The 24,736-nt window shown below is 45.3% G+C and carries 24 protein-coding genes and 2 pseudogenes; 1 reads left to right on the forward strand and 25 read right to left on the reverse strand.

The window, feature by feature from the left end; genetic code table 11:
• Positions 1-30: 30 nt before the first annotated feature.
• The 23 genes and pseudogenes from ABXS75_18445 to srtB form a co-directional block, all read right to left on the reverse strand.
• Complete coding sequence (locus ABXS75_18445; GenBank protein ID XCP84981.1) at positions 31-288, reverse strand: HPr family phosphocarrier protein; 258 nt, start codon at positions 286-288, stop codon at positions 31-33.
• Between the two features lie 127 nt (positions 289-415).
• On the reverse strand, positions 416-2,329 hold the full coding sequence (locus tag ABXS75_18450; GenBank protein ID XCP84982.1) for a fructose-specific PTS transporter subunit EIIC: 1,914 nt from the start codon (positions 2,327-2,329) through the stop codon (positions 416-418).
• Between the two features lie 108 nt (positions 2,330-2,437).
• Entirely contained in the window at positions 2,438-3,358 is a 921-nt protein-coding gene (gene pfkB, locus ABXS75_18455; protein XCP84983.1) for a 1-phosphofructokinase, read from the reverse strand.
• 601 nt (positions 3,359-3,959) lie between these two features.
• The gene (locus tag ABXS75_18460; GenBank protein ID XCP84984.1) at positions 3,960-4,355 is read right to left on the reverse strand and encodes a barstar family protein; all 396 of its coding nucleotides are present in this window, start codon (positions 4,353-4,355) and stop codon (positions 3,960-3,962) included.
• Positions 4,355-4,579, reverse strand: a pseudogene (locus ABXS75_18465) (ribonuclease domain-containing protein). The gene ABXS75_18460 and the pseudogene ABXS75_18465 overlap by 1 nt, the downstream one beginning before the upstream one ends.
• 177 nt (positions 4,580-4,756) lie before the next feature.
• A complete protein-coding gene (locus ABXS75_18470; GenBank protein XCP84985.1) occupies positions 4,757-5,062 on the reverse strand; it encodes a hypothetical protein in 306 nt (101 codons plus the stop codon).
• Complete coding sequence (locus tag ABXS75_18475; GenBank protein ID XCP84986.1) at positions 5,047-6,288, reverse strand: RHS repeat-associated core domain-containing protein; 1,242 nt, start codon at positions 6,286-6,288, stop codon at positions 5,047-5,049. Before ABXS75_18475 ends, ABXS75_18470 begins: the two co-directional genes overlap by 16 nt.
• A 129-nt stretch (positions 6,289-6,417) precedes the next feature.
• Positions 6,418-6,828 carry a hypothetical protein gene (locus ABXS75_18480; GenBank protein XCP84987.1) on the reverse strand — a complete coding sequence of 137 codons (411 nt, stop codon included), beginning with the start codon at positions 6,826-6,828 and terminating at the stop codon, positions 6,418-6,420.
• Positions 6,829-7,494 carry a hypothetical protein gene (locus ABXS75_18485; protein ID XCP84988.1) on the reverse strand — a complete coding sequence of 222 codons (666 nt, stop codon included), beginning with the start codon at positions 7,492-7,494 and terminating at the stop codon, positions 6,829-6,831.
• A 417-nt stretch (positions 7,495-7,911) separates the two neighbouring features.
• Positions 7,912-8,100 (reverse strand): annotated as a pseudogene (locus ABXS75_18490) (RHS repeat-associated core domain-containing protein).
• 337 nt (positions 8,101-8,437) lie between these two features.
• On the reverse strand, positions 8,438-8,818 hold the full coding sequence (locus ABXS75_18495; GenBank protein XCP84989.1) for a hypothetical protein: 381 nt from the start codon (positions 8,816-8,818) through the stop codon (positions 8,438-8,440).
• 438 nt (positions 8,819-9,256) lie between these two features.
• Positions 9,257-9,610, reverse strand: a complete 354-nt coding sequence (locus tag ABXS75_18500; GenBank protein ID XCP84990.1) for a hypothetical protein — start codon at positions 9,608-9,610, stop codon at positions 9,257-9,259.
• Between the two features lie 2 nt (positions 9,611-9,612).
• Positions 9,613-13,179 (reverse strand): RHS repeat-associated core domain-containing protein, encoded by a 3,567-nt coding sequence (locus ABXS75_18505; protein XCP87195.1) that lies wholly within the window; start codon positions 13,177-13,179, stop codon positions 9,613-9,615.
• Positions 13,180-13,615: 436 nt separating this feature from the next.
• Positions 13,616-14,959, reverse strand: a complete 1,344-nt coding sequence (dnaB, locus tag ABXS75_18510) for a replicative DNA helicase (protein XCP84991.1) — start codon at positions 14,957-14,959, stop codon at positions 13,616-13,618.
• Between the two features lie 13 nt (positions 14,960-14,972).
• On the reverse strand, positions 14,973-15,419 hold the full coding sequence (gene rplI / locus ABXS75_18515) for a 50S ribosomal protein L9 (GenBank protein XCP84992.1): 447 nt from the start codon (positions 15,417-15,419) through the stop codon (positions 14,973-14,975).
• The gene (locus ABXS75_18520) at positions 15,420-17,468 is read right to left on the reverse strand and encodes a DHH family phosphoesterase (protein XCP84993.1); all 2,049 of its coding nucleotides are present in this window, start codon (positions 17,466-17,468) and stop codon (positions 15,420-15,422) included. It lies immediately after the preceding gene.
• Positions 17,469-17,639: 171 nt separating this feature from the next.
• Positions 17,640-18,659 (reverse strand): UDP-glucose 4-epimerase GalE, encoded by a 1,020-nt coding sequence (gene galE, locus ABXS75_18525; protein ID XCP84994.1) that lies wholly within the window; start codon positions 18,657-18,659, stop codon positions 17,640-17,642.
• Positions 18,660-18,848: 189 nt separating this feature from the next.
• Positions 18,849-19,769, reverse strand: a complete 921-nt coding sequence (locus tag ABXS75_18530) for a sugar phosphate nucleotidyltransferase (protein ID XCP87196.1) — start codon at positions 19,767-19,769, stop codon at positions 18,849-18,851.
• Positions 19,770-19,940: 171 nt separating this feature from the next.
• A complete protein-coding gene (gene rpsR, locus ABXS75_18535; protein ID XCP84995.1) occupies positions 19,941-20,204 on the reverse strand; it encodes a 30S ribosomal protein S18 in 264 nt (87 codons plus the stop codon).
• A 47-nt stretch (positions 20,205-20,251) separates the two neighbouring features.
• Positions 20,252-20,725 (reverse strand): single-stranded DNA-binding protein, encoded by a 474-nt coding sequence (gene ssb / locus ABXS75_18540; GenBank protein ID XCP84996.1) that lies wholly within the window; start codon positions 20,723-20,725, stop codon positions 20,252-20,254.
• 13 nt (positions 20,726-20,738) lie between these two features.
• Positions 20,739-21,026 carry a 30S ribosomal protein S6 gene (gene rpsF, locus ABXS75_18545; GenBank protein ID XCP84997.1) on the reverse strand — a complete coding sequence of 96 codons (288 nt, stop codon included), beginning with the start codon at positions 21,024-21,026 and terminating at the stop codon, positions 20,739-20,741.
• Positions 21,027-21,127: 101 nt separating this feature from the next.
• A complete protein-coding gene (locus ABXS75_18550) occupies positions 21,128-21,316 on the reverse strand; it encodes a DUF951 domain-containing protein (protein XCP87197.1) in 189 nt (62 codons plus the stop codon).
• A 40-nt stretch (positions 21,317-21,356) separates the two neighbouring features.
• Positions 21,357-22,187, reverse strand: a complete 831-nt coding sequence (gene srtB / locus ABXS75_18555) for a class B sortase (GenBank protein XCP84998.1) — start codon at positions 22,185-22,187, stop codon at positions 21,357-21,359.
• Positions 22,188-22,482: 295 nt separating this feature from the next.
• Between srtB and ABXS75_18560 the strand changes: the two genes are divergently transcribed.
• The gene (locus ABXS75_18560; protein XCP84999.1) at positions 22,483-22,878 is read left to right on the forward strand and encodes a hypothetical protein; all 396 of its coding nucleotides are present in this window, start codon (positions 22,483-22,485) and stop codon (positions 22,876-22,878) included.
• Between the two features lie 144 nt (positions 22,879-23,022).
• Here the strand turns inward: ABXS75_18560 and ABXS75_18565 are convergent, their stop codons facing one another.
• Positions 23,023-23,748 carry a hypothetical protein gene (locus ABXS75_18565; protein XCP85000.1) on the reverse strand — a complete coding sequence of 242 codons (726 nt, stop codon included), beginning with the start codon at positions 23,746-23,748 and terminating at the stop codon, positions 23,023-23,025.
• The gene (locus ABXS75_18570; protein ID XCP85001.1) at positions 23,748-24,590 is read right to left on the reverse strand and encodes an ABC transporter ATP-binding protein; all 843 of its coding nucleotides are present in this window, start codon (positions 24,588-24,590) and stop codon (positions 23,748-23,750) included. Before ABXS75_18570 ends, ABXS75_18565 begins: the two co-directional genes overlap by 1 nt.
• Between the last annotated feature and the right edge of the window lie 146 nt (positions 24,591-24,736).

The following is a 24,736-nucleotide window of genomic DNA, read 5'->3' on the forward strand; positions in this document are numbered from 1 at the left end:
TGATTCCTACACGCTTTGGCCCTATGCGGCTTACAAATTCTCCTGCATAAATTTGCTGATTGCCTCGTAAGCTGCATCCTCGTCTGCGCCGTCAAAAGTCAGAGTTACTTCGTCGCCCTTTTTTGCAGCCAGTCCCATCACGCCGAAAATCGCCTTGCAATTCATTGCCTTTCCACCCTTTGCGATCTTAATATCGCAGGCAAATTCCTTAACTGCCTTTACTAACATTCCTGCCGGACGTGCATGGATTCCTTCCGGGTCTGTGATCACATACTTAAATTCTTTCATGATAATTTCCTCCATTTTCTTATTATTTTTTAATCTTTTATAAACTTTTGTTCACATTTTACCATACTTAAAACATTCAAGCACCGTTTTTAATAAGTCATTTTGTCATTTTGACAGAATTGTATAACTACTCCACTTTTTTCTTTAACACTCCCAGAAGTACCGCAGAAACCACGGTGCCGATAACCAGCGCAAGAAGATACATCAGTGCATTTCCCATGACCGGTACTACGAAGATTCCGCCGTGAGGTGCCATCAGTGTACAGCCAAATGCCATGGATAATGCGCCTGCCACGCCTGATCCGATGATGCAGGCCGGGAGTACATGAAGCGGATCTGCCGCTGCAAACGGGATGGCTCCTTCTGTAATAAATGCGAGTCCCATAATAAAGTTAGTCGGTCCGGATTCTCTTTCTTCTTTTGTAAATTTATTCTTGAACAGCAGAGTTGCCAGTGCGATCGCACACGGAGGCGTCATACCGCCAATCATAACTGCTGCCATAATATCGTAATTGCCTGCCGCGATTGCCGCGGTACCAAACACGTAAGCTGCCTTGTTGAACGGGCCGCCCATATCAATGGCCATCATACCGCCAAGAATCAGACCGAGAATGATCTTGCTGGAACCGCCCATGCTGGTAAGACCGTTGTTCATTGCCGTATTAATTCCGCCCATGATCGGTTCTACCACAAACGTCATCAAAAGTCCAATCACCAGAATTCCCACTACCGGGTAAATGAGTACCGGTGCGATCTTCTCAATCGCCTGGGGCAGCTTATCGCACACTTTCCGGAGTCCTATGATAATGTAGCCAGCCGCAAAACCTGCTACCAACGCTCCGAGAAATCCGGAACTTCCACTTGCTGCCATCATACCGCCTACAAATCCAACTGCCAGCGCCGGCCTGTCTCCGATTGCCATCGCGATGAATCCTGCCAGTACCGGGAGCATAAACCCAAATGCCACGCCGCCGATGTTTTTGAACAAGGCTGCAACCGGTGTGATCGTACCAAAGTTTGCTCTCTCTGCTGCGGAAAGTGCATTCATATCCACCAAAAGTCCATCAATCAGGAATGCGATCGCGATCAGAATACCACCGCCTACCACGAACGGAAGCATATGAGAGACGCCATTCATGAGCTGTGTGTAAAGCTGATGTCCCACACCGCCACTGGATTTGCCCTGTGCTGCCGGTTTTGCAGATGCATTTGCACTATGGTATACCGGTACATCTCCGGAAATAGCCAACGCGATCAGCTCATCTGCCTTGTTAATTCCATCGGACACCTGACGCTCGATCACCTTTTTCCCGTCAAAACGTTCCATCGGTACCTGCGCATCTGCCGCTACGATAATGCAGTCAGCCTCTGCAATCTCTTTATCGGTAAGAACATTCTTCGCGCCGCCGGAACCTCTGGTCTCTACCTTTACGAAACAATTCTTCGCCTTTGCGGCCTTCTCAATTCCTTCTGCGGCCATATAGGTATGTGCAATTCCTGTCGGGCAGGAGGTCACTGCAAGGATCTTCACCTGATCTGCCTGCGCTTCTCCCATATCAGCCAGACGCTCATCTACACTTTTCTTCTCCTCATCGGCTTTATCGATGATCTCCAAAAACTCTTCCGGAGAAGATGCTCCGCGAAGACTTGCCGTAAATTCTTCGTCCATCAACATCATGGACAATTTACTGAGTACGTCCAGATGCACGTTGTCTTTGGTATTCGGCGCTGCGATCAAAAACATGAGCGTCACCGGCTCGCCGTCCAGAGACTCGAATTCCACACCATCTTTTACCACCATCGCTGCAAGACCCGGCCTTGTGACCGCATCACATTTTCCATGAGGAATCGCAATCCCTTCTCCAATGCCCGTGGTACTTTCTTCTTCTCTCGCATACACCTGCTTACGATAACCTTCAACATCATTGATCTTCCCGCTTTTTGCCATCAACTCGATGATCGCATCAAGCGCCTCTTTCTTACTCTTTGGTGCTCCGGTAAGAGAAATGCTTCTTACGTCCAGCAAATCTGTAATCCTCATTGTTGCTCCTCCTTTTTCAATCATTTTACGTGGAACCTTATTAAAAAATTTCCCTTTCAAATCTATTTGCTTTATTCAGGAAATTTTTAAATCACATTTTCTATAAAATCAGGCTCTGGCCATTCCTGTGACCTGTTCATACACCGTCTGTATCTCCTCTTTCGTGGCAAGATTCTCTGAGAATGCACTGGCGCTTCCCGCAGCCACTCCCATATGGAAAGCATATTCATAATCCTGCTTCTTAAGCCAACCTGCCATAAATCCAGCTACCATGGAATCACCGGCCCCCACACCATTCACCAATTTCCCCTTCGGTGCAGGTGCATCATAGACCTTTCCGTCTGCCGCGATCAAAACCGCGCCCTCACCGGCCATGGAAATCAACACATTCTGCGTGCCCATCTCCTGAAGCTTTCTCCCGTAAGGTACGACCTCCTCCCGGCTTCTCAATTCCACATCAAAGATCTCACCCAACTCGTGATTATTCGGTTTGATCAAAAATGGCCGATACGGAAGCACATTCATAAGCAGCTCCCTCGTGGCATCTACCACGATCTGTATTTTCTTTCCTTCGAGCCGTTCCATAATTTTCTGATAAGCATCATCTGGCATCGATGCCGGGATACTTCCCGACAGAAACAGCACATCTCCCTCCCCCAGCCTGTCAAGCTGAGCCATCAGCATCTGCACCTTCTCCTCACCGATCACCGGTCCCTGCCCGTTGATCTCCGTCCCGTCAATCGACTTAAGCTTTAAGTTAATTCTCGTAAATCCATCCTCAATCCGGATAAATCCACTCTGCACTCCCATCTCTTCCAGCCGCCTTACCACTTCATCCCCGGTAAATCCAGCCACAAATCCAAGTGCCGTACTCTCGATCCCAAGATTCATAAGAACCGTAGAAACATTGATCCCCTTCCCTCCGGGAAGCAAAAGCTCCGAATCCGTCCGATTCGTAAGCCCCAGCTTAAAATCATTCACGGACACAATATAATCCAGCGACGGATTAAACGTTACCGTATAAATCATATCCCTTCCTCCTTCATTCATCTTTTTGCTCGTCTTTGACTTTATACCCATATTATAATTCCAAATTCGTTCAAAGTCAATCAAACTAATTCACAAATATACACCCTATTTTTCGTAACATTTGCACAATTTTGAATTTATTTGATTGTTTTTGACCGTTTTCATTATTTCCATACTCACTCACACCCATACCGTTCTCACTCTTTCACAAATCCCTAACCACCACTTCCCTATAAAATATACTCCCCAATTTCCCAAACACCATACTATTTATTTCCAAAATCCCTCATTATCACCACCAACATTTTGCGCAATAAAAAAAGCCCACCCGGGCCTCATTCCACACTACCTATCCTTGTTTATTTGTTTGCTCCATCTGCTTTTCTACATAATCAATAAATTCATTCAATAAAGTATTATCTATTGCGCCTCCATCATTTAACATATCCTGTAATAACTCCTTCTCCACCCAGTTCAATTAATCCAATCTGAAGGTGGTTTTCTAACATCCGAAAACCCAGCTGTCCTCACTGGTAAAGTCACCATGCTCCGGATTATAATACCTTGCCCGCAGATACTGAACTGCATATTCGTGGAAGGACTAAATTACTATATACACCACAAAATTTCTTGGTGCTCCACCCACACAATTCTTAATCACATCAGCCTTCCAATAAGGTAAAATTGAAATGCAAAGATTAGAAAAAATAATTTCTTTTGCATGGTAATCTCTTTTTAAAAACTGGTCAACGTTTTTAAAAATCAGCATAATACAATCTTGTTCAATCCATTCAAGATCACACATCCAATCATTGTAACTATCAAATCCTTCCGAGAAGATTGGAAACTTTAACTCTTTCGACATGAATGATAAATAATCTTGTCGATTTGCTATCTGTGCACCATCAATTTCTACCTCAAAGATATCACCACTCTCATTCTTTAGTTTCCTAATATACTCTAATTCGCCCTCGGTAACAAATTCTATCTTATTCACTACTTATCTCCTCCTTTTATTTTCACAAAGCTTGGTAAATCTGTAGGATTTTTGCTTGCTCCATAGTGGCTATCCGTATAATAAATTGAACCATCCGAACCGACAATAAAACGTTCTGTATCTCTTCCCATACCAGGCAATTTATTATTCACATCAAATTCTTTATAGTTTATTTGTTGCCCATTAGCATCTATTTGTGGCAATTTCCCGTCTATATTATAATATTTTCTAGCCCCCTCCCATTAAAATACTTTGCGTATAAACTCTACCGCACGCATGTCAGCAAAAGCAGATGTATACAGTTTAAATGCCGAACGACATCTCATTTCTTTCGCTGTGGGATATCGCCAGCAAAGTTGGGTGATATTTGGTAATTATCCCCCCTTTGCAAGCGAATAAAATTAATATCCTTGCTCCTTGTAAATACCGTCTGAAAACTTCCTTATAAATCCTTTTGCTGGAAAATCAGGATAATTAACCTCCCAAAGACAGCCACATTTTAAACATCTATACCATTTAGTTGCAAACCACTCTTTAACTCTATCTCTCTCTTTCCACACATAATAAGGCTTTTGAGGAATTTCTTCTACAAATATTCCTTGCTTTATCTGTTGGGAAAAAAACTCTTTGACCTTCTCTAACTCCTTGATGGAAGTAATATTTATTTCTATTCTTTCATCACAATCGCAATCTAATTTACAAACCATAAAGCATCTACCTCCGGAATATATACTTGATTTCCACCACCCATTAACATTCCAGCTCCACCATTTATGACTTGTGGTGCAGCTGTACCTTCATAAATCGTCGTTCCCTTTGGCACTATTACTTCTGTTACTTGTGTGGCAGTATTTCCCCAATCTGGATTTAATGCCAAATCCATCTGTGATTGCATTCCTCCATTTTGTGGTGTTCTTGTCATATAGCGTCCAACCTCTGTCGCATCAGCAGCTCCGATAACAGCCATTGTTGCCCCAATCAAAATGGGAACAAGTATTGTGCCTCCACTCGCAACCACTGCAAAAACTATGGAAGTTCCTGCCGCTGCTACTGACAATCCACGCGCAACTTTGATATTTCCATCGCTAATTCTCTCTGTATCCGGAGTACACAGTTCCCGCTTGACAAGACGCTGTGTTCTTGCTTTGGACTGTGCAATGTAGTTTTGATATGCAGTGTATGTGCTCTGGTTATTTCTTCCATTGCTCTGCGGTCCGCCTGTTGATGGCCCTCCCGTAGTCGACATTCGTGAGTACATTCGTTTCGTTGTCTGATTTTTGGTCACTACATTCCTTACGATCCTCGCCGTATTGGTTTTAGGTGATGGCATCGGCACACGGTGCCCTGACGGGTCCGTATAGTTCACCGGATTGTTCATCGTATAGGCATAGCGGTTCCGGCTCAGCGGCAGATCCAGATAGCCCGCCCAGCTGTCCTCACTGGTGAAGTTCCCATTCTCCGGATCATAATACCTCGCCCGCAGATACTGCAGGCCCGTGTTCGTATTCGTGGATTCTCCATTGTAGCCATAGTAGCTGATTCCATCCGGCTCGCCAAAAGTGAGCGCTCCATATGGGTCATACCGATAGCTGTTCTTCATGGTGCCGCCGGAATCCGTAAGTCCTGCCACGTTTCCCTGGCCGTCATGCAGATAGTAGAACGCTCTGTCCGCCGTATCTTTGCCGAGTCTCTGCTCCCCGTAGGTGTACGCTGCTTTCATCTTTCCGTCCACCTTCAGTTCCATCAGGACTTCCGCATTCTCCCGGTTGACATCGTTCACATACTGGGTGATGGTATAGTTCCGTTCCTGCCTTTTTTTCGGAACAAGAGCTGCAAGCTGTTCTACCGGGCTGTCTCCTTTCCCGGTCTTTGCACTCTCCGGGATCAGAACGCTGCATTTTTGTTTCTTCCTCCCATCTTCCACGTAATCCATCTGGAACAGCTTGCTGCCTTTCCTATCATACTGGTAGGTCGTAGTTTTGCTCTTCTTCGCTTTGTAATCTGTATACTACACTAAGATTGAATGATGTCCTACAAAATTATGTGAAACCCTTCACTCTAACTATACTCTAAATACATAAATATGATCAATGGGTGCCCTTAATTCATCCCATTCCTCCCATTCATCTACATCCTCTAATTCAAAACAGATTCCCTTATCTACCTCCATTTCATAAGTATCATATACCTCTACATAATTTCCTACTAAACCTTTTACATCTTTTAATGTTGATCCCAGACCTATAACACCTTTATACTTTCCTTCAAAATCCCCCTCTACACCAATTTGATCTACTTTCCCATCGCTCGCAATCCAAAATCTTGCATTTTCAACTTTAATTATTGAACCCATTTCTAGAAATTCCTCCTGATAATCCTCACCAGCGGCTCTCAGAAGTTCTTCTTTGTCAATCCCAAGCCTAATATTGCCAATTCTAACACCTGGAATTATTGGACCATCTTGAATTTTCATCTACTGCACCTTCCTTATATTAATAAAACCATTTAAACTAGTTCCTTCATAAAAATCAATAATCTGACCTGTTGATTTATTGATTATTGCCTGTTTTCCTCCCGCTCTGATTATAACTTGCGTCTGACGCCCTTGATCCCCTCTATTAGAATTCCATATACCTTCAAATATTTCAGCAGTTCCCTTGTTTTCTTCAATAAACGCTCTCGCGCCTGCATCATATTCTTTTTTGCTTCCAAATCCCATACTTCTACCATGCTTGTTAAAATGCTTTCCCAGCTGATACATCCTTTGGTCAGATATCTTTAGCTGTTCTCCATACCCAAGTACCGTAGCTTCTTCATTTTTCCACTTTGCCTTTTCACTTATATTGGTTGTATTATTACCCTTACTGGGATTTATCATTTCGGCAAATAATACTATCCATGGTGCTGTCAGCATCAACGCGTATGCGGTCGTATTATACAGTCCTTCATCACCGCCAAATAAATATTCTTTCACCAAATTCAGTAAGTCATTACTTGGGTCTGTTAATCCATACCATATATCAAATCCGCCCTCTGTTATATCAGAAGCACCAATCAATGCCATAGAAGAGCCTACAAAAAACGGTAGTAGAGCACCACCACTTAAAACTACAGCAGCGGCAAGAGCCGTCCCTGCCATGCCTACTATTGCTCCCCGGCAAAATTGTGCCCCGCCACTCAAGCTCCGCTCCAGGTCAACTTTTTCTGTATCCGGAGTACAAAGTTCCCGCTTGACAAGACGCTGTGTTCTTGCTTTGGCCTGTGCAATGTAGTTTTGATATGAAGTGTATGTGCTCTGGTTATTTCTCCCATTGCTCTGCGGTCCGCCTGTTGATGGCCCTCCCGTAGTCGACATTCGTGAGTACATTCGTTTCGTTGTCTGATTTTTGGTCACTACATTCCTTACGATGCTCGCTGTATTGGTTTTCGCAGCCGACACCTTACTGGTTCTATTTGGCGCATTTCCTCCCGCAGTTGGCCCCCCATTTGTCGCCCGCCGCGTTGTCGTACTCCTGCTTCCTGCAGGTGATGGCGTCGGCACACGGTGCCCTGACGGGTCCGTATAATTCACCGGATTGTTCATCGTATAGGCATAGCGGTTCCGGCTCAGCGGCAGATCCAGATAGCCTGCCCAGCTGTCCTCACTGGTGAAGTTCCCATTCTCCGGATCATAATACCTTGCCCGCAGATACTGCAGGCCCGTGTTCGTATTCGTGGATTCTCCATTGTAGCCATAGTAGTTGATTCCATCCGGCTCTCCAAAGGTGAGCGCTTCATATGGGTTATACCATAGATGGTCTTGTTCTTCTTCGCCTTGTCATCTGTTCTGGAGATGAACTGGTTCGCGTCATTATACTTATACGTAACAGACTCTACGGTCCTGCACGTCTTAGTCTTGATTTTAAAATTTATTTCCGGCCAGTAACATCTATTTGCGACAATTTTCAAACTGATTATACATATACCCTCAGGTAAAATATGCTTGTAGCGAAATGTGTATTAATTCAAGGCAGGGTGGTTTTATGCCACCCTGTCCCTATCTGTCGTCCAGCAAAACCGGGCAAATCAATGAACAAAATATTTTACATCTGATAAATTTCTAATATTTCCTGTTTAGACCACTTATTATTCAAAATATTTTTAATTTCATCGGATAATTTAATAATTTCATCCCATGACTCTGAATTTCTAAAAGATATAATATTCCATTGAGCCGTCCCATCCAATCCCAATGTAAGAGTTCTAAGATGTTCACTATCCTTATAAATTTGCTCATCAATTAGACCGTGATTTAGCAAACGATCTAAACTAACAGATGCCAAAAAAGAAGTTACACCAACCACAAATTCTTCAAATATCCTAGATGCTATTAGCTCATCTGATAATAGTTTTGTACCTTCGCTGCACATTTCTAAAGTATCCAAATATAATTCAAATAATTTACCCACTGTAATTTTATCCATATCAATCACCTTTAAAATAAATAACAGTAGCTTTGTCACCTGGTAAAGGAACATAATCCTCTCCTACAATCTTTACTTTTCCTGTAGTACCTGTTGAAAACCCATAGTATGCTCCATCATGCCTTCCCCAAGAATGCTAGCTATTTCCTCTTGAGTAGATCCATATAGCCTTCCTGGATTTTGTAAAATATCATCAAAAGAGGGTGGTTTCCAAGTTACATTTCCCTTCCCATATTTATCATTAAAATACTCATACTATTCATTTCCGGTTTTTAGCTAAAATACTTTCTCTAAACGCCCGTGCTTGAAAAAGAAAAATTTCTGGATAAAGTAGCAAATTTTACAGAATCGAAGTGTGTGCAGGCTAAAGGCTGATATGCTGATACCACCCCGGCCAGAATACATCACCAGGCAAAGCCGGGCAATGTACCCCTAAACCTAATAATATAAAAGAGCTTTTATTTCATCTGCCAAATTTAAAATTTTTTCCCATTTTCTTTCCTTTCGAACCGAATAAACATTCCACAGCTCTGGGTAATGTGGCTGAATATCAATAAATAAATCTCTTAAAAGTTTGCATTTTTCCAAAATACTATCATCAATCCATCCTTCCTCCAAGAACATTTCCAAAAGTTCATCACTCAAATAAGTTCTCGCTAAAATATCGAATTCTTCAAAAATGTGTCTTTCTATTTCTTCATTTGTAGCATTCACAAGAAATTTTCCGCACTGTTTTAGCGTAAACAAAAAACTTTGGTATCTATCCTTTTTAACTTTTTTATATTTGTCCATTATCAATGATCCTCACTATAAATTATATATGCCTTATCACCGGGTAAAGGCACATATGTATTAGTGTCTACAACTTTAACTGTACCATATTTGCCTGATGAAAATCCATAATATGAACCTTCGTGTATGCCACCACCTCCATGATAAAATACCATATTATCTGGGTGAGCATCTTCTATAAATTTCCACCCACTTCCGTTACTGCCATATGTACTCTTAGTCCAACCAGATCCAAGTATATCGGCAACCTCATCTGCGGTATAGCCATTAAGGCTTGTGGGATGTCTTACAATTTCTTCAAAAGAATTTGCTTCCCATTTGACATTCTCTGCGCCATAAGTATCTTGAAAATACCTGTACCATTCATCTCCCCTAATCAAGGTTTTATGAGATGCCGCCTCAGAATTTCCCTCGAGCGTTCCTACCTGAGCCCTATCACTCAAATTACTAACCGGACCACTTCTATCCGGATTAAGACCATTTACATATGTCCCTGACCATAACGTTGTCGCCATTAATGCATTTATTGTCGCCTCATACCAATCATCATTTCCATTAAATGCATATTCTTTTACCAAATTTGACGATTCTTTGCTCGGATTTGTCCTTCCATACCATATATCAAGTCCACCCTCTGTCGCATCAGCAGCTCCGATAACAGCCATTGTTGCTCCAATCAAAATGGGAACAAGCATTGTGCCTCCACTCGCAACCACTGCAAAAACTATGGAAGTTCCTGCCGCTGCTACTGACAATCCACGTGCAACTTTGATATTTCCATCGCTAATTCTCTCTGTATCCGGAGTACACAGTTCCCGCTTGACAAGACGCTGTGTTCTTGCTTTGGACTGTGCAATGTAGTTTTGATATGAAGTGTATGTACTCTGGTTATTTCTTCCATTGCTCTGCGGTCCGCCTGTTGATGGCCCTCCCGTAATCGACATTCGTGAGTACATTCGTTTCGTTGTCTGATTTTTGGTCACTACATTCCTTACGATGCTCGCCGTATTGGTTTTAGGTGCTGAAACCTTGCCGCCCTTTGTACTGCCCGCCGGTTTTGTCATTCCTCCCGCAGTCGGCCCCCCGTTTGTTGCCTGCCGCGTTGTCGTTCTACTGCTTCCTGCAGCCGACGGCGTCGGCACGCGGTGCCCTGACGGGTCCGTATAATTCACCGGATTGTTCATCGTATAGGCATAGCGGTTCCGGCTCAGCGGCAGATCCAGATAGCCCGCCCAGCTGTCCTCACTGGTGAAGTTCCCATTCTCCGGATCATAATACCTTGCCCGCAGATACTGCAGGCCCGTGTTCGTATTCGTGGATTCTCCATTGTAGCCATAGTAGTTGATGCCATCCGGCTCTCCAAAGGTGAGCGCTCCATATGGGTCATACCGATAGCTGTTCTTCATGGTGCCATCAGAGGACGTAAGTCCTGCCACGCTTCCCTGTCCGTCGTACAGATAATAGAATGCTCCACCCGCCGTATCTTTGCCGAGTCTCTGCTCCCCGTAGGTGTACGCCGCTTTCGTCGTTCCGTCCACCTTAAGTTCCATCAGGACTTCCGCATTCTCCCGGTTGACATCGTTCACATACTGGGTGATGGTATAGTTCCGTTCCTGCCTTTTTTTCGGAACAAGAGCTGCAAGCTGTTCTGCCGGGCTGTTTCCTTTCTCGGTCTTTGCACTCTCCGGAATCAGCACACTTCCTTTTTGTGTCTCCTTGCTATCTTCCACGTAATCCATCTGGAACAGTTTGTTGCCATCGCCATCATAGAGAGCTGCCAGCAGGACCTCCTTTGAGGTGGACACGGCTTTCAGGCGGTTCTCCGCGGTATACTCATAGGTGATCGTGTTCTTCTTTCCGGAGCTTTCAGAAACCAGATTGCCGTCCTTATCATACTGATAGGTCGTAGTCCTGTTCTTCTTCGCCTTGTCATCTGTTCTGGAGATGAGCTGGTTAGCGTCATTATACTTATACGTAACGGACTCTACTGTCTTGCCCGCTGTAGTCTTGATATAGCGTGTCCGGTTCCCGTCGGCATCGTACTGGTACTCATAGGTCGTTGTACCTTTATTTTCCTCCTTCTCCGTACACTTTGTCAACTGCCAGTTCTCATCATAGGTATAACTTCGGGTCGTAGTCACTACCCGGATTTTTCCTTCTCCGTCCTTGTCATGCTTCCCATTGTGCTTGTTGCCGTGCGGATACTTGCTGTCATGCTTCCCGTCTTCGTGCTTCCTGTCATGCTTGTCATCATAGGTATAGCCTGCAAGAGATTCCGTCGTAGTTTCTCCGGTGATAAATCCCTGCTCATTGTAAGTATACTCGTAGGTGGAAATGACTTCATCACAGCCTTTGCAGTATGTCACCAGCTTTGTGATATGATCCATCGCATCATAGGCCACATCGGTCACCAGTTCGTTGGGGCGCAGAGTCTGTACCATGCGGTTCAATGCATCGTACCGGTACTCTGTGACGCTGCCCTGCCGGTCCGTCACTTTGATCAGGTTGTCATTCAGATCATACGCATAAAGGACTTTGCTTCCGTCAGGATAGCCGATCTCCTGCAGGTTCCCGCTTTCATCGTAGGCGTAAGTCACAGTCTGGCCGGCGCTGTCGGTTGCCTTTGTGATCCTGCCCAGCGCGTCATATTCGTAAGCTGCATCTCCAATCGCATCCTTCATGGATATCCGCTGTCCCATCGCATCATAGCCAGACAGAACATCCGCTTCCGTCTTCTTTCCTTTGGCATCCTCGTAGGATTTCTTCACCAGGCTGTTCAGTTCATCGTAATCATACGCCGTCTTTTTGCCGCCCGCAGAAATGTGGCTGACAAGCCTTCCTGCCTCGTCGTACCGCATGTTCTCCACACGGCCGGACGCATCCTTGCGCGATGTCAGATTGCCTTCCAGGTCGTAGGTGTATTTGGTCACCTTTCCAAGCGCACTGGTATAAGAGGTCAGCCAGTTCATGGAATCATACCCGTATGTCGTTTTTCCGCCCGCCGCATCCGTTACGCTCTTCAGATTATCATTGGCGTCATAAGTGAAATGCGTGTTAAGCCCGGTCTTGTCGGTAATCATCTTCACATTCCCGTGGGGATCATAGGCATATGCCGTGCTCTTTCCTGCTTTATCCGTTTCTTTTGTAACTCTTCCGTCCTTGTCGTACTGATAGCTTTCCTTCTGGCCAAACGGGTCTGTTATGCCGGACAGCCGATTGCTCTTATCGTATTCATAGGAGGTTACATAACCCATCGGGTCCGTTACACCTGTCAGATTATAATTACTGTCATAGCCAAAGCTGGTCTTTCTGCCGCCGGGAGCTGTCGCTTCCGTCAGATTGCCCACCGGATCATAGAGCAGCGTAGTTGCCTGCCCTAACGGGTCTTTCATCTCCGTCATGCGTCCCGCCACATCATAAGTATAGGTGCTGGTCTGTCCCAGTGCGTTCGTCTCGCTGGTAAGATTATCCCGGATATCGTAGGTGTAAGAGCTTGCTCCGCCCTTTGCATCCACGCTTCCGGTCAGGCGGTGAAGCTTATCGTAGGTAAACGTCGTCGTCTGCTTCAGGCTGTTTGATTACATCCAAAATATATTGAATGATATAAGCTTTCGCCACCTCCGAAGCTGAGACGCCTATTATGGACACAACCGCTATACTCAGCCACAATTTATTCTTTAAAACAATACTTCGCACCGTTTTTTTCATCTTTTTCCCGCCTTTACACCGATTATTCGTATTTGCTTCCCTGCATAGGCTTATCTAACCACATCGCATTCTTTCTGTAAATAGTTTTTCAGTAAGTGGCCAATATAGTCCGCCAAGCGGTAGAATTAAGGCATAATCATGCATGCCCCTAAGAATCCACTTTTTTGCTACATTTCCTTAATCACACAAAAAAGTTTATGACGTTTTACGAAAAAAAAATTCACATAAAACGTCATAAACTTTTTCATTAACAGATTCACTACCCATTTTGTTCTGAGGACAGGCAGTATTTAACTTTTACCCTTCCCCTCTCTGCGCATTGGCAAACTTCGTATACTGCGGAAGCCAGGTCAGCGTCACCGTCCCAATCGGACCGTTCCTCTGCTTGGCAATAATAATCTCCGCCTCATTTACATGCTCAGTATCTTTATTATAATAATCATCACGATAAATAAACATGACTACATCGGCATCCTGCTCAATTGCCCCGGACTCACGCAGGTCTGAAAGCATCGGCCGGTGATCCGGCCTTTGTTCTACCGCCCGGCTGAGCTGGGACAATGCAATCACCGGAACATGCAGTTCCCTCGCCAGTGCCTTAAGAGATCTCGATATCTCAGAAATCTCCTGCTGTCTGGACTCATTTCTTCCGCCTACACTACCGCTCATAAGCTGAAGGTAGTCGATAATGATGAGTTCCAGATTATATTCCATCTTATATTTCCTGCACTTCGATCTCATCTCGGAAACCGAAATACCCGGGACGTCATCAATGATCAGGTTTGACCGTCCGATCGTTCCCGCGCCTTCAATCAGCTTCTCCCAGTCAGAATCCTTCAGATTTCCCGTTCTGAGGAGCTGGGCGTCCACATAGGACTCCAGCGAGAACAAACGATTCACCAACTGCTCTTTTGACATCTCCAGACTGAAGATTGCCACCGTCCGATTCTGCTTGAACGCCACATGCTGTGCTATATTCAGGACAAACGCCGTTTTCCCCATGGAAGGGCGGGCCGCCACAAGAATCAGGTCTGATGGCTGAAGTCCTGACATCTTATAATCCAGATCAATGAACCCTGTGGGAATTCCCGTTACAGTCCCCTTACTCTTGGAGGCTTTCTCGATCTTCTCAAGCGCATTCAGCACTACCTGCTTGATCGGCACAAAATCCCCGCTTCCCCGGTTCTGCACTAATTCAAACACCTGCTTCTCCGCGCGTTCCACGATTGCCTCCACCGGTTCATTGGCCAGATAGCAGGCATTTGCCAATTCCTCATTCATCTTGATCATCTTACGCAGAGTCGCTTTTTCAGCCACGATCTCCGCATAATATTTTACATTTGCTGAAGTAGGAACTACCGTCAGCAAATCTCTCGCAAATTCCAGATCGCTGATTTCTTCCGGCACCGCCTTCTCACGCAGACGATTCTGCAACGTAATCAGATCCACCGGTTTTCCTTCGTTAAAAAGTTCTACCACCGAATCAAAGACAACGCCATACGCCGTTTGATAAAAATCGCCTCCGCAGATAATCTCGGAGGCGGTTGTAATCGCATCTTTATCCATCAGCATGGCGCCGACCACCGACTGCTCAGCTTCTATGCTGTGGGGCGGTACCCGTTTTATGAGTGCCTCATCCATCTAAATGCTCCTCCTAAGCCTCTCCTACATGAACCTTAAGTTCAGCCGTTACTTTTGTATGCAGCTTCACCGGAACCAGATGCATTCCCGGAGTCTTGATGGCCTCTTTGATCTGAATCTTCTTCTTATCCACATCATATCCCATCTGATCCTTCACTGCCTGAGCAATCTCCTTGGAAGAAACAGATCCGAAGGTCCTTCCGCCTTCTCCTGTCTTGATCTTAAGCTCAACCTTTCCCTGCTCCAGCTTCGCAGCCAGATCCTTTGCCGCATCCAGGCTCTCCTGTGCCACCTTCTCCTGGTTCTGCTTCTGTAACTTCAGATCATTCATATTCTTGCTATTCGCTTCCACTCCCAGCTTCTTCGGCAGAATAAAATTCCTTGCATATCCGTCGTTTACCGATACAATCTCACCTTTTTTACCTAAGCTCTTTACATCCTGCAATAAAATTACCTTCATCTAAATATCTCCCTTTTCTATCATAGTATCAATTGTTTCTTTCAAAATCGCCACGGCTCTGTTAATGTCCGTAAATTCAAACTGTGCTCCGGCCATATTGATATGTCCGCCACCACCCAGACGCTCCATGATGATCTGCACGTTCACCTCATCGATCGAACGCGCGCTGACATAAATCTTATTATTATATTCGGTCAGTGCAAAAGAGGCCTTGATTCCCTCAATACTCAGCAACTCATTGGCTGCCTGGGCTCCCACGATCGTAGGACTCTCAATTCCTAAATTCCCGCCCTTCGCAATCGCATAGACCTTCCGGTATACCTCGGAATTACTTACCAGGGTCGCCTTTGCGCGGTAAGATGCCGGATCGTCACGAAGGAGCTTACGGACATAAGTAATGTCCGCACCACATCTTCTAAGGTAAGCCGCTGCCTCAAAGGTACGCACACCCGTCCGCATGGTAAAGTTGTTCGTATCCACCATGATTCCGGCATAGAGACTGTTCGCCTCCATCACATTCAGTTTCAGATCCTCCACAATATACTGAAGCACTTCTGCGACCATCTCACACGCCGAAGAAGCATAAGGCTCAATATAGGAAAGTACCGCGTTCTCGATCACTTCATCGCTCTGCCTGTGGTGATCCAGAACGGCAATCGTCTTCGTCACCCGCAAAAGCCGCTCACACTCTGTCATCTTCGGCTTATTGGTATCCACTACCACGACCATACAGCTATCATCTGCAAGCTCTTCCGCCTCTCTGGAATTCACAAACAGGTCCTCCGGACATACGGCACTGTTCTTAAATGCCTCATACAGCGGACGAAGGCTGGGCGTCACTTCATTCAATACAATATTGACCTTCTTCTCTAACGCCGAGGCCGCACAATAAATACCGACCGCTGCTCCCATCGAATCTGCATCTGCCATCTTATGTCCCATGACAATGATCCGCTCTTTAGCCATGATAAACTCTCGGAGCGCTTCTGCCTTGACACGCGCTTTCACGCGGGTGTTCTTGGAAGTCTGCTCACGTTTTCCACCGTAATAAGTAATGCCTTTGCAATCCTTTATTACCGCCTGGTCGCCTCCCCGGGCAAGTGCAAGGTCAATCGCCACACGGGCATAGTTATAACCCGCGGTATAGGTATCCGAACTCAGTCCCAGACCAATACTGAGCGTTGCCGGTACCTGATTACCAATATTCACATTCTTTACTTCCTCAAGAAGTGAAAAACGATCCTCCTCCATCTTTCGGAACCCCACCTTCTTCACGGCGATAAAGTATTTATCCTTTTCCAGCTTTTTGGCGATTCCGGCAAGGTTGGCCACATACTGGTTAATCTTCCTGTCAATCAGCGCCACAAGAAGCGACTGGCGCACCTCCTCGACACTTTCCATGACTTCATCATAATTATCTATATAGACCAGTCCCGCCACAAGACGCTGGTCCTCATTCTCCCGTATATAGTGATTGAGCTGCGTCACGTCCTGCAAATGAACCGCAATAAAATACTCCCTCTCTTCGGGCAGCTTAAGGAGCTTCTCCGCCTCGCTGAATCCTTCCACGGAAACGCACTGTACCTCCGCCTGATAATCCTTGTCACGATAGCTAAGCTCCAGACTTACAGTTTGTCCTTCCTCCTTCGGGAACATGCTTCGGTTCAGTTCCGGCATATATCTGCTCAGATACGAATCCTTACGCATCTTCTCGCCCAGAATCTCCTGAAACTGGTCGTTCGTCCAGAGAATCTTCCCGTCTGCCATCAGAATCGCATACGGCACCGTCAACTCCTTGAGCAACGTATTCTGCACAATGCCATACTGGGCTGCAAATTCGACCATATCCGCCAGGATCAGAGACTTATTATAAAAATACAGACTCCCTACGATCACTGCATAAATCAGCACGAATACCGCCATGATCGCTCCGGCCCGCTTATCCGTCTTAAAGATCCAGACCGTCATCAACACCAAAAGTACCGTCATGATGGCGGGCCATTGCATATACAATCTCAGTTGGCCTTTTAGCTTTACTTCTTTCTTCATTTAACTAACCCTCATTGCTTATCGCAGTTACTTTTTACAGTATACCACTCTTTTTCCGTTTAGAAAAGTGAAAATGCTCATCGGCGAATTTTTCTCACCGACGAGCATTCTATTGTTCTGTTAATTTTTCGAATTATTCACAGTTCCACAAAGAATTCGCTACAATTCTGACTATTTAGTGTTATATCCATCCGGATTCTGGTTCTGCCATCTCCAGGAATCCTCGCACATCTCTGCGATTCCCCGCTCAGCTACCCATCCAAGCTCCTCTTTTGCCTTCTTCGCATCAGAATAACAGGTCGCAATATCGCCCGCTCTTCTCGGCTTGATTTCATACGGAAGCTCTTTTCCACATGCCTTCTCAAACGCATGTAATACATCAAGAACGGAATATCCTACCCCTGTGCCCAGATTGTAAACACATACACCAGCTTTTTCCTCTATCTTCTTCAATGCCTTTACATGGCCGATTGCCAGGTCTACTACATGAATGTAGTCGCGCACTCCGGTGCCGTCATGCGTATCATAGTCATTTCCAAATACACCAAGTGCTTCTCTCTTCCCGATTGCAACCTGTGCAATGTAAGGAACCAGATTGTTCGGAATTCCCTTCGGATCCTCTCCCATCAGTCCGCTCTTATGTGCGCCGATCGGGTTAAAGTAACGAAGGAGCACCACGTTCCACTCCGGATCTGCGGTATGCAGGTCTGTAAGAATCTGCTCCAGCATCCATTTGGTCCAGCCATAAGGATTGGTGCAGGTTCCCTTCGGGCACTCTTCCGTAATCGGAATGAACGCCGGATCTCCATAGACCGTTGCGGAAGAGCTGAAAATAATGTTCTTCACGCCATGATTGCGCATCGCGTCGCACAGCGTAATCGTTCCGGCAATATTGTTCTGGTAATACTCAAGCGGTTTTGCAACTGATTCCCCGACTGCCTTCAGTCCTGCAAAATGGATAACCGAATCGATACTCTCTTTCTCAAAAATCCGATTCAGCGCTTCGATATCCCGAATGTCCTCCTGGTAGAATGTAACCGTTTTTCCGGTAATCTTTTCTACTCTCTTAAGTGCTTCCTCAGAAGCATTACAGAGATTGTCAACTACAACCACGTCATACCCTGCATCTAAAAGTTCTACACATGTGTGACTGCCGATAAATCCGGCACCGCCTGTAACTAAAATTGCCATGATTATTTTCCTCCTTCAATAGCTGACTCTTTTTTACCTGTAATCATCATAACACACTTTTTCCAAATAGGGAAGACATAATTTACTAAATTTTTAAATTATTTTTACTAAATTATTTTCATGATTTAGTAAAACCATTTAACAAAAGACAGGTCAAATACCTGTCTTTTGCTGACTATCTTTCATTTCTTATTCCCAAAGCTTCTCCGGATACAGACCTTCTTCCTTCATACGCTTAATAGCCTCAACGACTACGGGTTTATCCTCTTTATAAGTCACGCCATACCATTTATCTGCACAGGGAAGCACTGCGACCGTTGCCCGTCCTTCGCCCAGCAGGGTACTGACTACTGCCGGAAGGTAATACTCGCATTTCATCGGATTTTCCGCAAGTCCCTTCTTCAGGAACGCCGGAAAGCCTGCCTGGATCTCCTCCAGAATACTGCGCGTAAAGCCCCACATATTCATAGATACCAGGGTATCCGCTGCTACCGGAACCCAAGTTGCGCCGTCATCCTCGGTATATGCGATGCCACCATCCCGCTTCTCAATTCTGGTCCGTTCATGAATGGCAACAAGTTCGCCCATCTCATTGGTATCACAAAGTCCCCTGGATACATAACCATGATCCGTAACCGTATTCTCCAGACGGTAACCTACCATAGTATACCGATACTTCTCATCGTCCTCGTGTGTGGAAAGGTAATCATAAATTTGCTTAAATGCATCTTTTCCATAATAGTCATCTGCATTGATTACAGCAAACGGTCCATCCACTTCCTCGATCGCACTTAAAACCGCATGTGCCGTTCCCCACGGTTTTACACGTCCTTCCGGCACCACACAGCCCTCCGGAACGTTATTTACGTCCTGGAACACATAAGCCACTTCCATCTGCTCTGCGACCCGGTTCCCGATTGCCTCCCGGAATGCCTCCTCATTTTCCTCTTTAATGATGAAAACTACTTTTTCAAATCCAGCCCGCTTTGCATCATAGATAGAAAAATCCATGATAATATGCCCTTGGGCATCTATCGGGTCAATCTGCTTCAATCCGCCATAACGGCTTCCCATACCTGCCGCCATGATTACTAAAACGGGTTTCGTCATAACATACCACCTCTTCCCACTATTGATCTGCTTTGCCTCTCGTTTCTGAAACACCAGCAGCCTTATTACTCTGCCTGAATACAGTATATAAGACACAACCACTTCCGTCAAGAAAAGAAAGACCAATTCTACGGGAACCTCTGTCCCGCAAAATCGGTCTTTGTCTCTTAATTAGTCCTGTACGTACGGCATTAAAGCAATATGTCTTGCTCTCTTGATCGCTACAGTAAGAGCTCTCTGATGCTTTGCACAGTTTCCTGTGATTCTTCTCGGAAGGATCTTTCCTCTCTCAGAAACATATTTCTTTAATTTTGCTACATCTTTATAATCGATCTCGTTGTTCTCTTTTCCACAGAACACGCAAACTTTTTTTCTTCTGCGTCCGCCTCTTCTCTTCATCGGAGAATCCGGTCTGTTTCCCTTTTCGAATGCCATGGTAACATCTCCTTTCACTGCGCTTAAGTCCACTAAGTGCTTTCAGTTTAGTTAAACGGTAACTCTTCGTCAATTCCATCCGGAATGTTCATAAATCCGTCACCTGCGTCTGCCATAGGTGCCGGAGCCGGGGCTGACTGATATGGCTGATTGCCATAACTCGGTCCTCCATAAGACAGTCCACCGCCTGCATTACTTGCATTCTTGCTCTCTGCGAACTCCTGCTCCTCCACTACGACCTCAGTCGTGTAAACCTTCACGCCGTCCCTGTTGGTATAGCTTCCAGTCTGGATTCTTCCGCTGATGGTCACGCGCATTCCCTGACGGAAATAGCGTTCTGTGAACTCCGCGCTCTTTCCAAACACAACGCAGTTGATAAAATCTGCGGTCTGTTCTCCGTCGCGCTTGAATCTGCGGTCTACTGCCAATGTATATCTTGCAATAGCGAGTGCGTTCTCGCCCTGTGAATATCTTACTTCAGGATCTCTTGTCAAACGTCCCATTAAAATCACTTTATTCATACGTTGCCTCTTTCTAAGCTTCCTGTTTCACGCATAAATATCTGATCACACCGTCCATGATACGAATTCTCTGCTCGATCTCGCCCGGTGCGGTTGTATCAGATTCGAAGTGTACGAAGTAGTAATAAGCCTCTTTCATCTTCTGAATCTCGTAAGCTAATCTCTTCTTACCCCACTCATCAACGTCAGTGATGTTACCGCCGAAACGTGTTACAAGTGCTTTCACCTTTTCGATAACCTCTGCTCTGGCGTCGTCTTCGAGTTTTGCGCTGACAACAACTGCTAATTCATACTTGCTCATGTCTTTGCACCTCCTTATGGTCTCTGGCCCCCGGTCCTGCCGGGAACAAGGAATAAATAGTATATCACAATTTGGTATCTTATCATAATTTCAAGACCAAATCAAGCCTTTTTACGGATTTCCCTGGTATTTTTTTCTACGAGGCGCCTTGGCACCATGACCTGGTGCGCGCAGCCCATGCATTTCAGACGGAAATCCGCACCGACCCGCAGAATCTCCCATTCCTGGCTGCCGCAGGGGTGAGGCTTTTTCATTTTAATAATATCTCCCACTTCGAATTTCGTATCCATTGCCATATCCCGGACTCCTCTTTCTCTTTCTTCTCTAATGCTACTGTCTGACCCCTGTCTTTACCGCATGGATGACCATACGATCATTATTATTCGACTTTGTACATGTGGAAAGCGTCACTACCTGCGAACTTAGGTCCAGCTCCACTCCGGTATCATAATCTCCCGATGCCTTCGTCGTGTCAAGAAACGACTGAAATGCCGCATCATCTGCAAACTGGTAGGTATAACCTTCCGAAGTATCCTTCACCACACCTGCCGCGTAAATATGATATTTGATTTCCGCTCCGTCCGGCGTGTAGATATAAAAACACGGATATTTCTCCCAGAATTCCTTGTCCAGGTAGTCCTCCAAATCATTGAACATGGTCCCGTTGTACATATAATGTCCGTAAATAATTGTATTCCTGTCATTAAAATCCGGGTGATTGTCCACATTTACGAAAATAGTCCCCACCGTATTATCATATCCCTTGAACGTCTTATGCAGATATTCTTCATTATCTTTGCCCTGCACGACCGGATAATTGATCACCGATGGCTCATCGAAGCGAATCCAGGCCACCACATCCGGGTTCAGCTCCCGAAGCGTATCGAAATCCACCCGGTATCTATCCTCCTCCGTATCAATGCTGACCGCTTTTTCTTCTATCTCATCATATTCATTTTCTCCCTTTTTGTAGCCGCTTTGTATCTGGACCAGTTGAAACGCCGAATAGCAAAATACGCAGACCGCAACAATAAGTATAATCGTACTGATAATTCCGCCAATGCTGGCCTTCTTCCGTCTGCCGCGGTGATACTTCTTTTTGTGCTTTCTTCTTGTCCTGTCGTCTACTCTATCATCCTCTAATCTTCTCTTTCTATCCATAGCTTTCCTCCGTAGCCTCCCGTTAAAAATCATTTTCCCTGTCCTGAAGTGTGTCCATTAGTCAGGCCAGGCGCCCAAGCTCTTCACCAGGTGTACCCGGCAACCCCAAATTGCCGGTTCACAACAACGCTAACAGCAGTATAACACACTTTTTAGAGTTTTTTAATAAGAAGTTTATTGAATCCGGGAATAAAAAGCGTAAAATAACAAGTAAGATTTAACAAAGGCAGTGTAGCATCTTTTAATCGGGCCGCTATACCGCGCAAAACAATATTTTTATTATAAGGTGAGAAATATGAGAGAAAAATTCATGCGTTTTATGTACGGACGATACGGTGTAGATTCTTTTGGCAAGTTTTTGCTGGCAGCCTGCCTTGTCTGCTATCTGCTGTCCCATTTCAAATGGCTCGGAATACTTTATCCGATTGCATTTGCACTTTTGATCTATTCTTATTTCCGAATGTTTTCACGCAACGTTTACAAACGCGCAGCGGAGAATCAGAAATATCTGGGCTATACCGCCAAGATACGAGGATTTTGGTACAAAGAAAAGAATCTGATGCAGCAGAGAAAAACGCATCACATTTATAAATGTCCAAACTGCAAACAGAAAATCCGTATTCCAAAAGGCAAAGGAAAGATTGAGATCCGGTGCCCCAAATGCCAGAATACTTTTATAAAGAGAAGTTAGCACAATATATCGCTGGTATTCATCGGTGTGACCTAAGGCCCATCGATACCTTAATCGAATCAGAGGCGTGATTAACCCCCGTCTCTCACACCACCTGAAAAAGAGCGGTCCGGGAAGTATTTGCTCCCGGACCTGTCTTTTTTTCTAATTATCCGCACTTTTCTTCCGATACAGGCAGGCAAATGCGATAAAGGAGGCTATGATCCACACTGCGATCACGCCTGCGGCGAATACCATTTTCCCCGTAGGTATCCCGCCCTCACTCAGCCCGTAATATAACCGGAGCATCGCTCCATACGGAGTAATGTTTGCCAAAAATCGCATCACTTTTCCCGCACCCGCAAGCATCGGCGGAAGCAGGAACAACAGCATGACCGGAAGCTGAAGCGCATTGCTGCTTGCCTGATCACGGCTCACGATTCCAATGACAGCGCTAAATACCACCGCACATATATTTCCCAGAAAACTGCACACTATATATACCGGAAGCGCTCCTATGGCAGAACCGGAGAGAAGGAAGATCAGCACATTGCCCAGCATGACGATCACGGTCGTCACCACCATCTTTGACAGGAAGAATTCCATCGCGCTCACGTTAGAGAGAATCAACGTCCTGAGCGTAAATTTCTCCTTTTCCTCCGCGATAGAGGTAGCCGGAATAATCAGGGCGCACATACTGGAATTGATCGTAAGTCCCAGAGACAATATAAAATCACTCAGTTCTCCCACCAGATTCGGAATGTGAATAAACTTATACAGCACTACAAAAAGAAGCGGTATCATACTGCATACGATAAGCGATGGATTTTTAAAGTAATCTATGAAATCCTTTCTACATAATGTGTATACTTTCCTCGTTGAAATACTCATTAGAATTCCCTCCCTGTCAGTTTTAAAAAGATTTCCTCCAAATTCGGTTCCTTAGAATGGATCGTCAGACACTGTCCCGTCTCCAGAAGCCGCCCGATCTCGCCTGCGCTATCCGGGCCTTTCTGAAACACCAGTTTTTCCCGTTCTTTGGTAAGAACCTCAATCGCATCTTCCGAATGTGCAAGTTTAAGCTCCTCCGGCGATCCCTGGGCGATCAGATGCCCCTGGTTCAGGATTCCGATGCGTCCGCAGAGTTTATCCGCCTCTTCCATGTTATGAGTCGTCAGGAAAATCGTGGTGCCCCCGGCATTTAACCCGAGCAGCATCTTGTGTACCTCCTGAATCGTCGCCGGATCCAGGCCGCTGGTCGGCTCATCTAAAAAGAGAAGCGCCGGACGGTGGAGAACTGCCTGTGCGAGCAGCGCTCTCTGTCTCATGCCTTTGGAACATTTCTTAATCAAGGTTTTTCGTTTCTCATATAAATGAACCATTTTCAGGATCTGTTCCACCACTTTGGGGTCTGTACCGCGAAGAGCCGCAAAAAATTTCAGATTATCTTCTATACTCATTCTTTCGTAAAGTCCGTTGGTATCCGACAAAATTCCTATCTGTTCATACTCTTTGCGCTCCACCTTATCTATATTCTTTCCAAAGATCCTGATCTTCCCGCTCTTTCGATGTAATTGTTTCGTGAGCAGCTTCATCGTAGTCGTTTTTCCTGCTCCGCTTGGTCCTAAAAAACCGTAAATTTCTCCTGCCATCACCTGAAAACTTAGGTGATCTATGGAAAATGCATCTCCAAAACTCAAACAAACATCTTCCAAATAAAGCATTTCTTTCATCTTGTCTCCTCCTTGCTCCTATGCTTTTCTTTGCAGCTGGTCCGCACCTTTAAGTGAAGCGAAAACACTTGCACTCTTGCGCTGATATGTTTTTTGGTGCCTCGCTGCTTTCTGCTGCCAGCATATCACACCTCGGAGAAAATTCA

The organism is Roseburia hominis, assembly GCA_040702975.1.
Taxonomy (GTDB): Bacteria; Bacillota; Clostridia; order Lachnospirales; family Lachnospiraceae; genus Allocoprococcus; species Allocoprococcus hominis_A.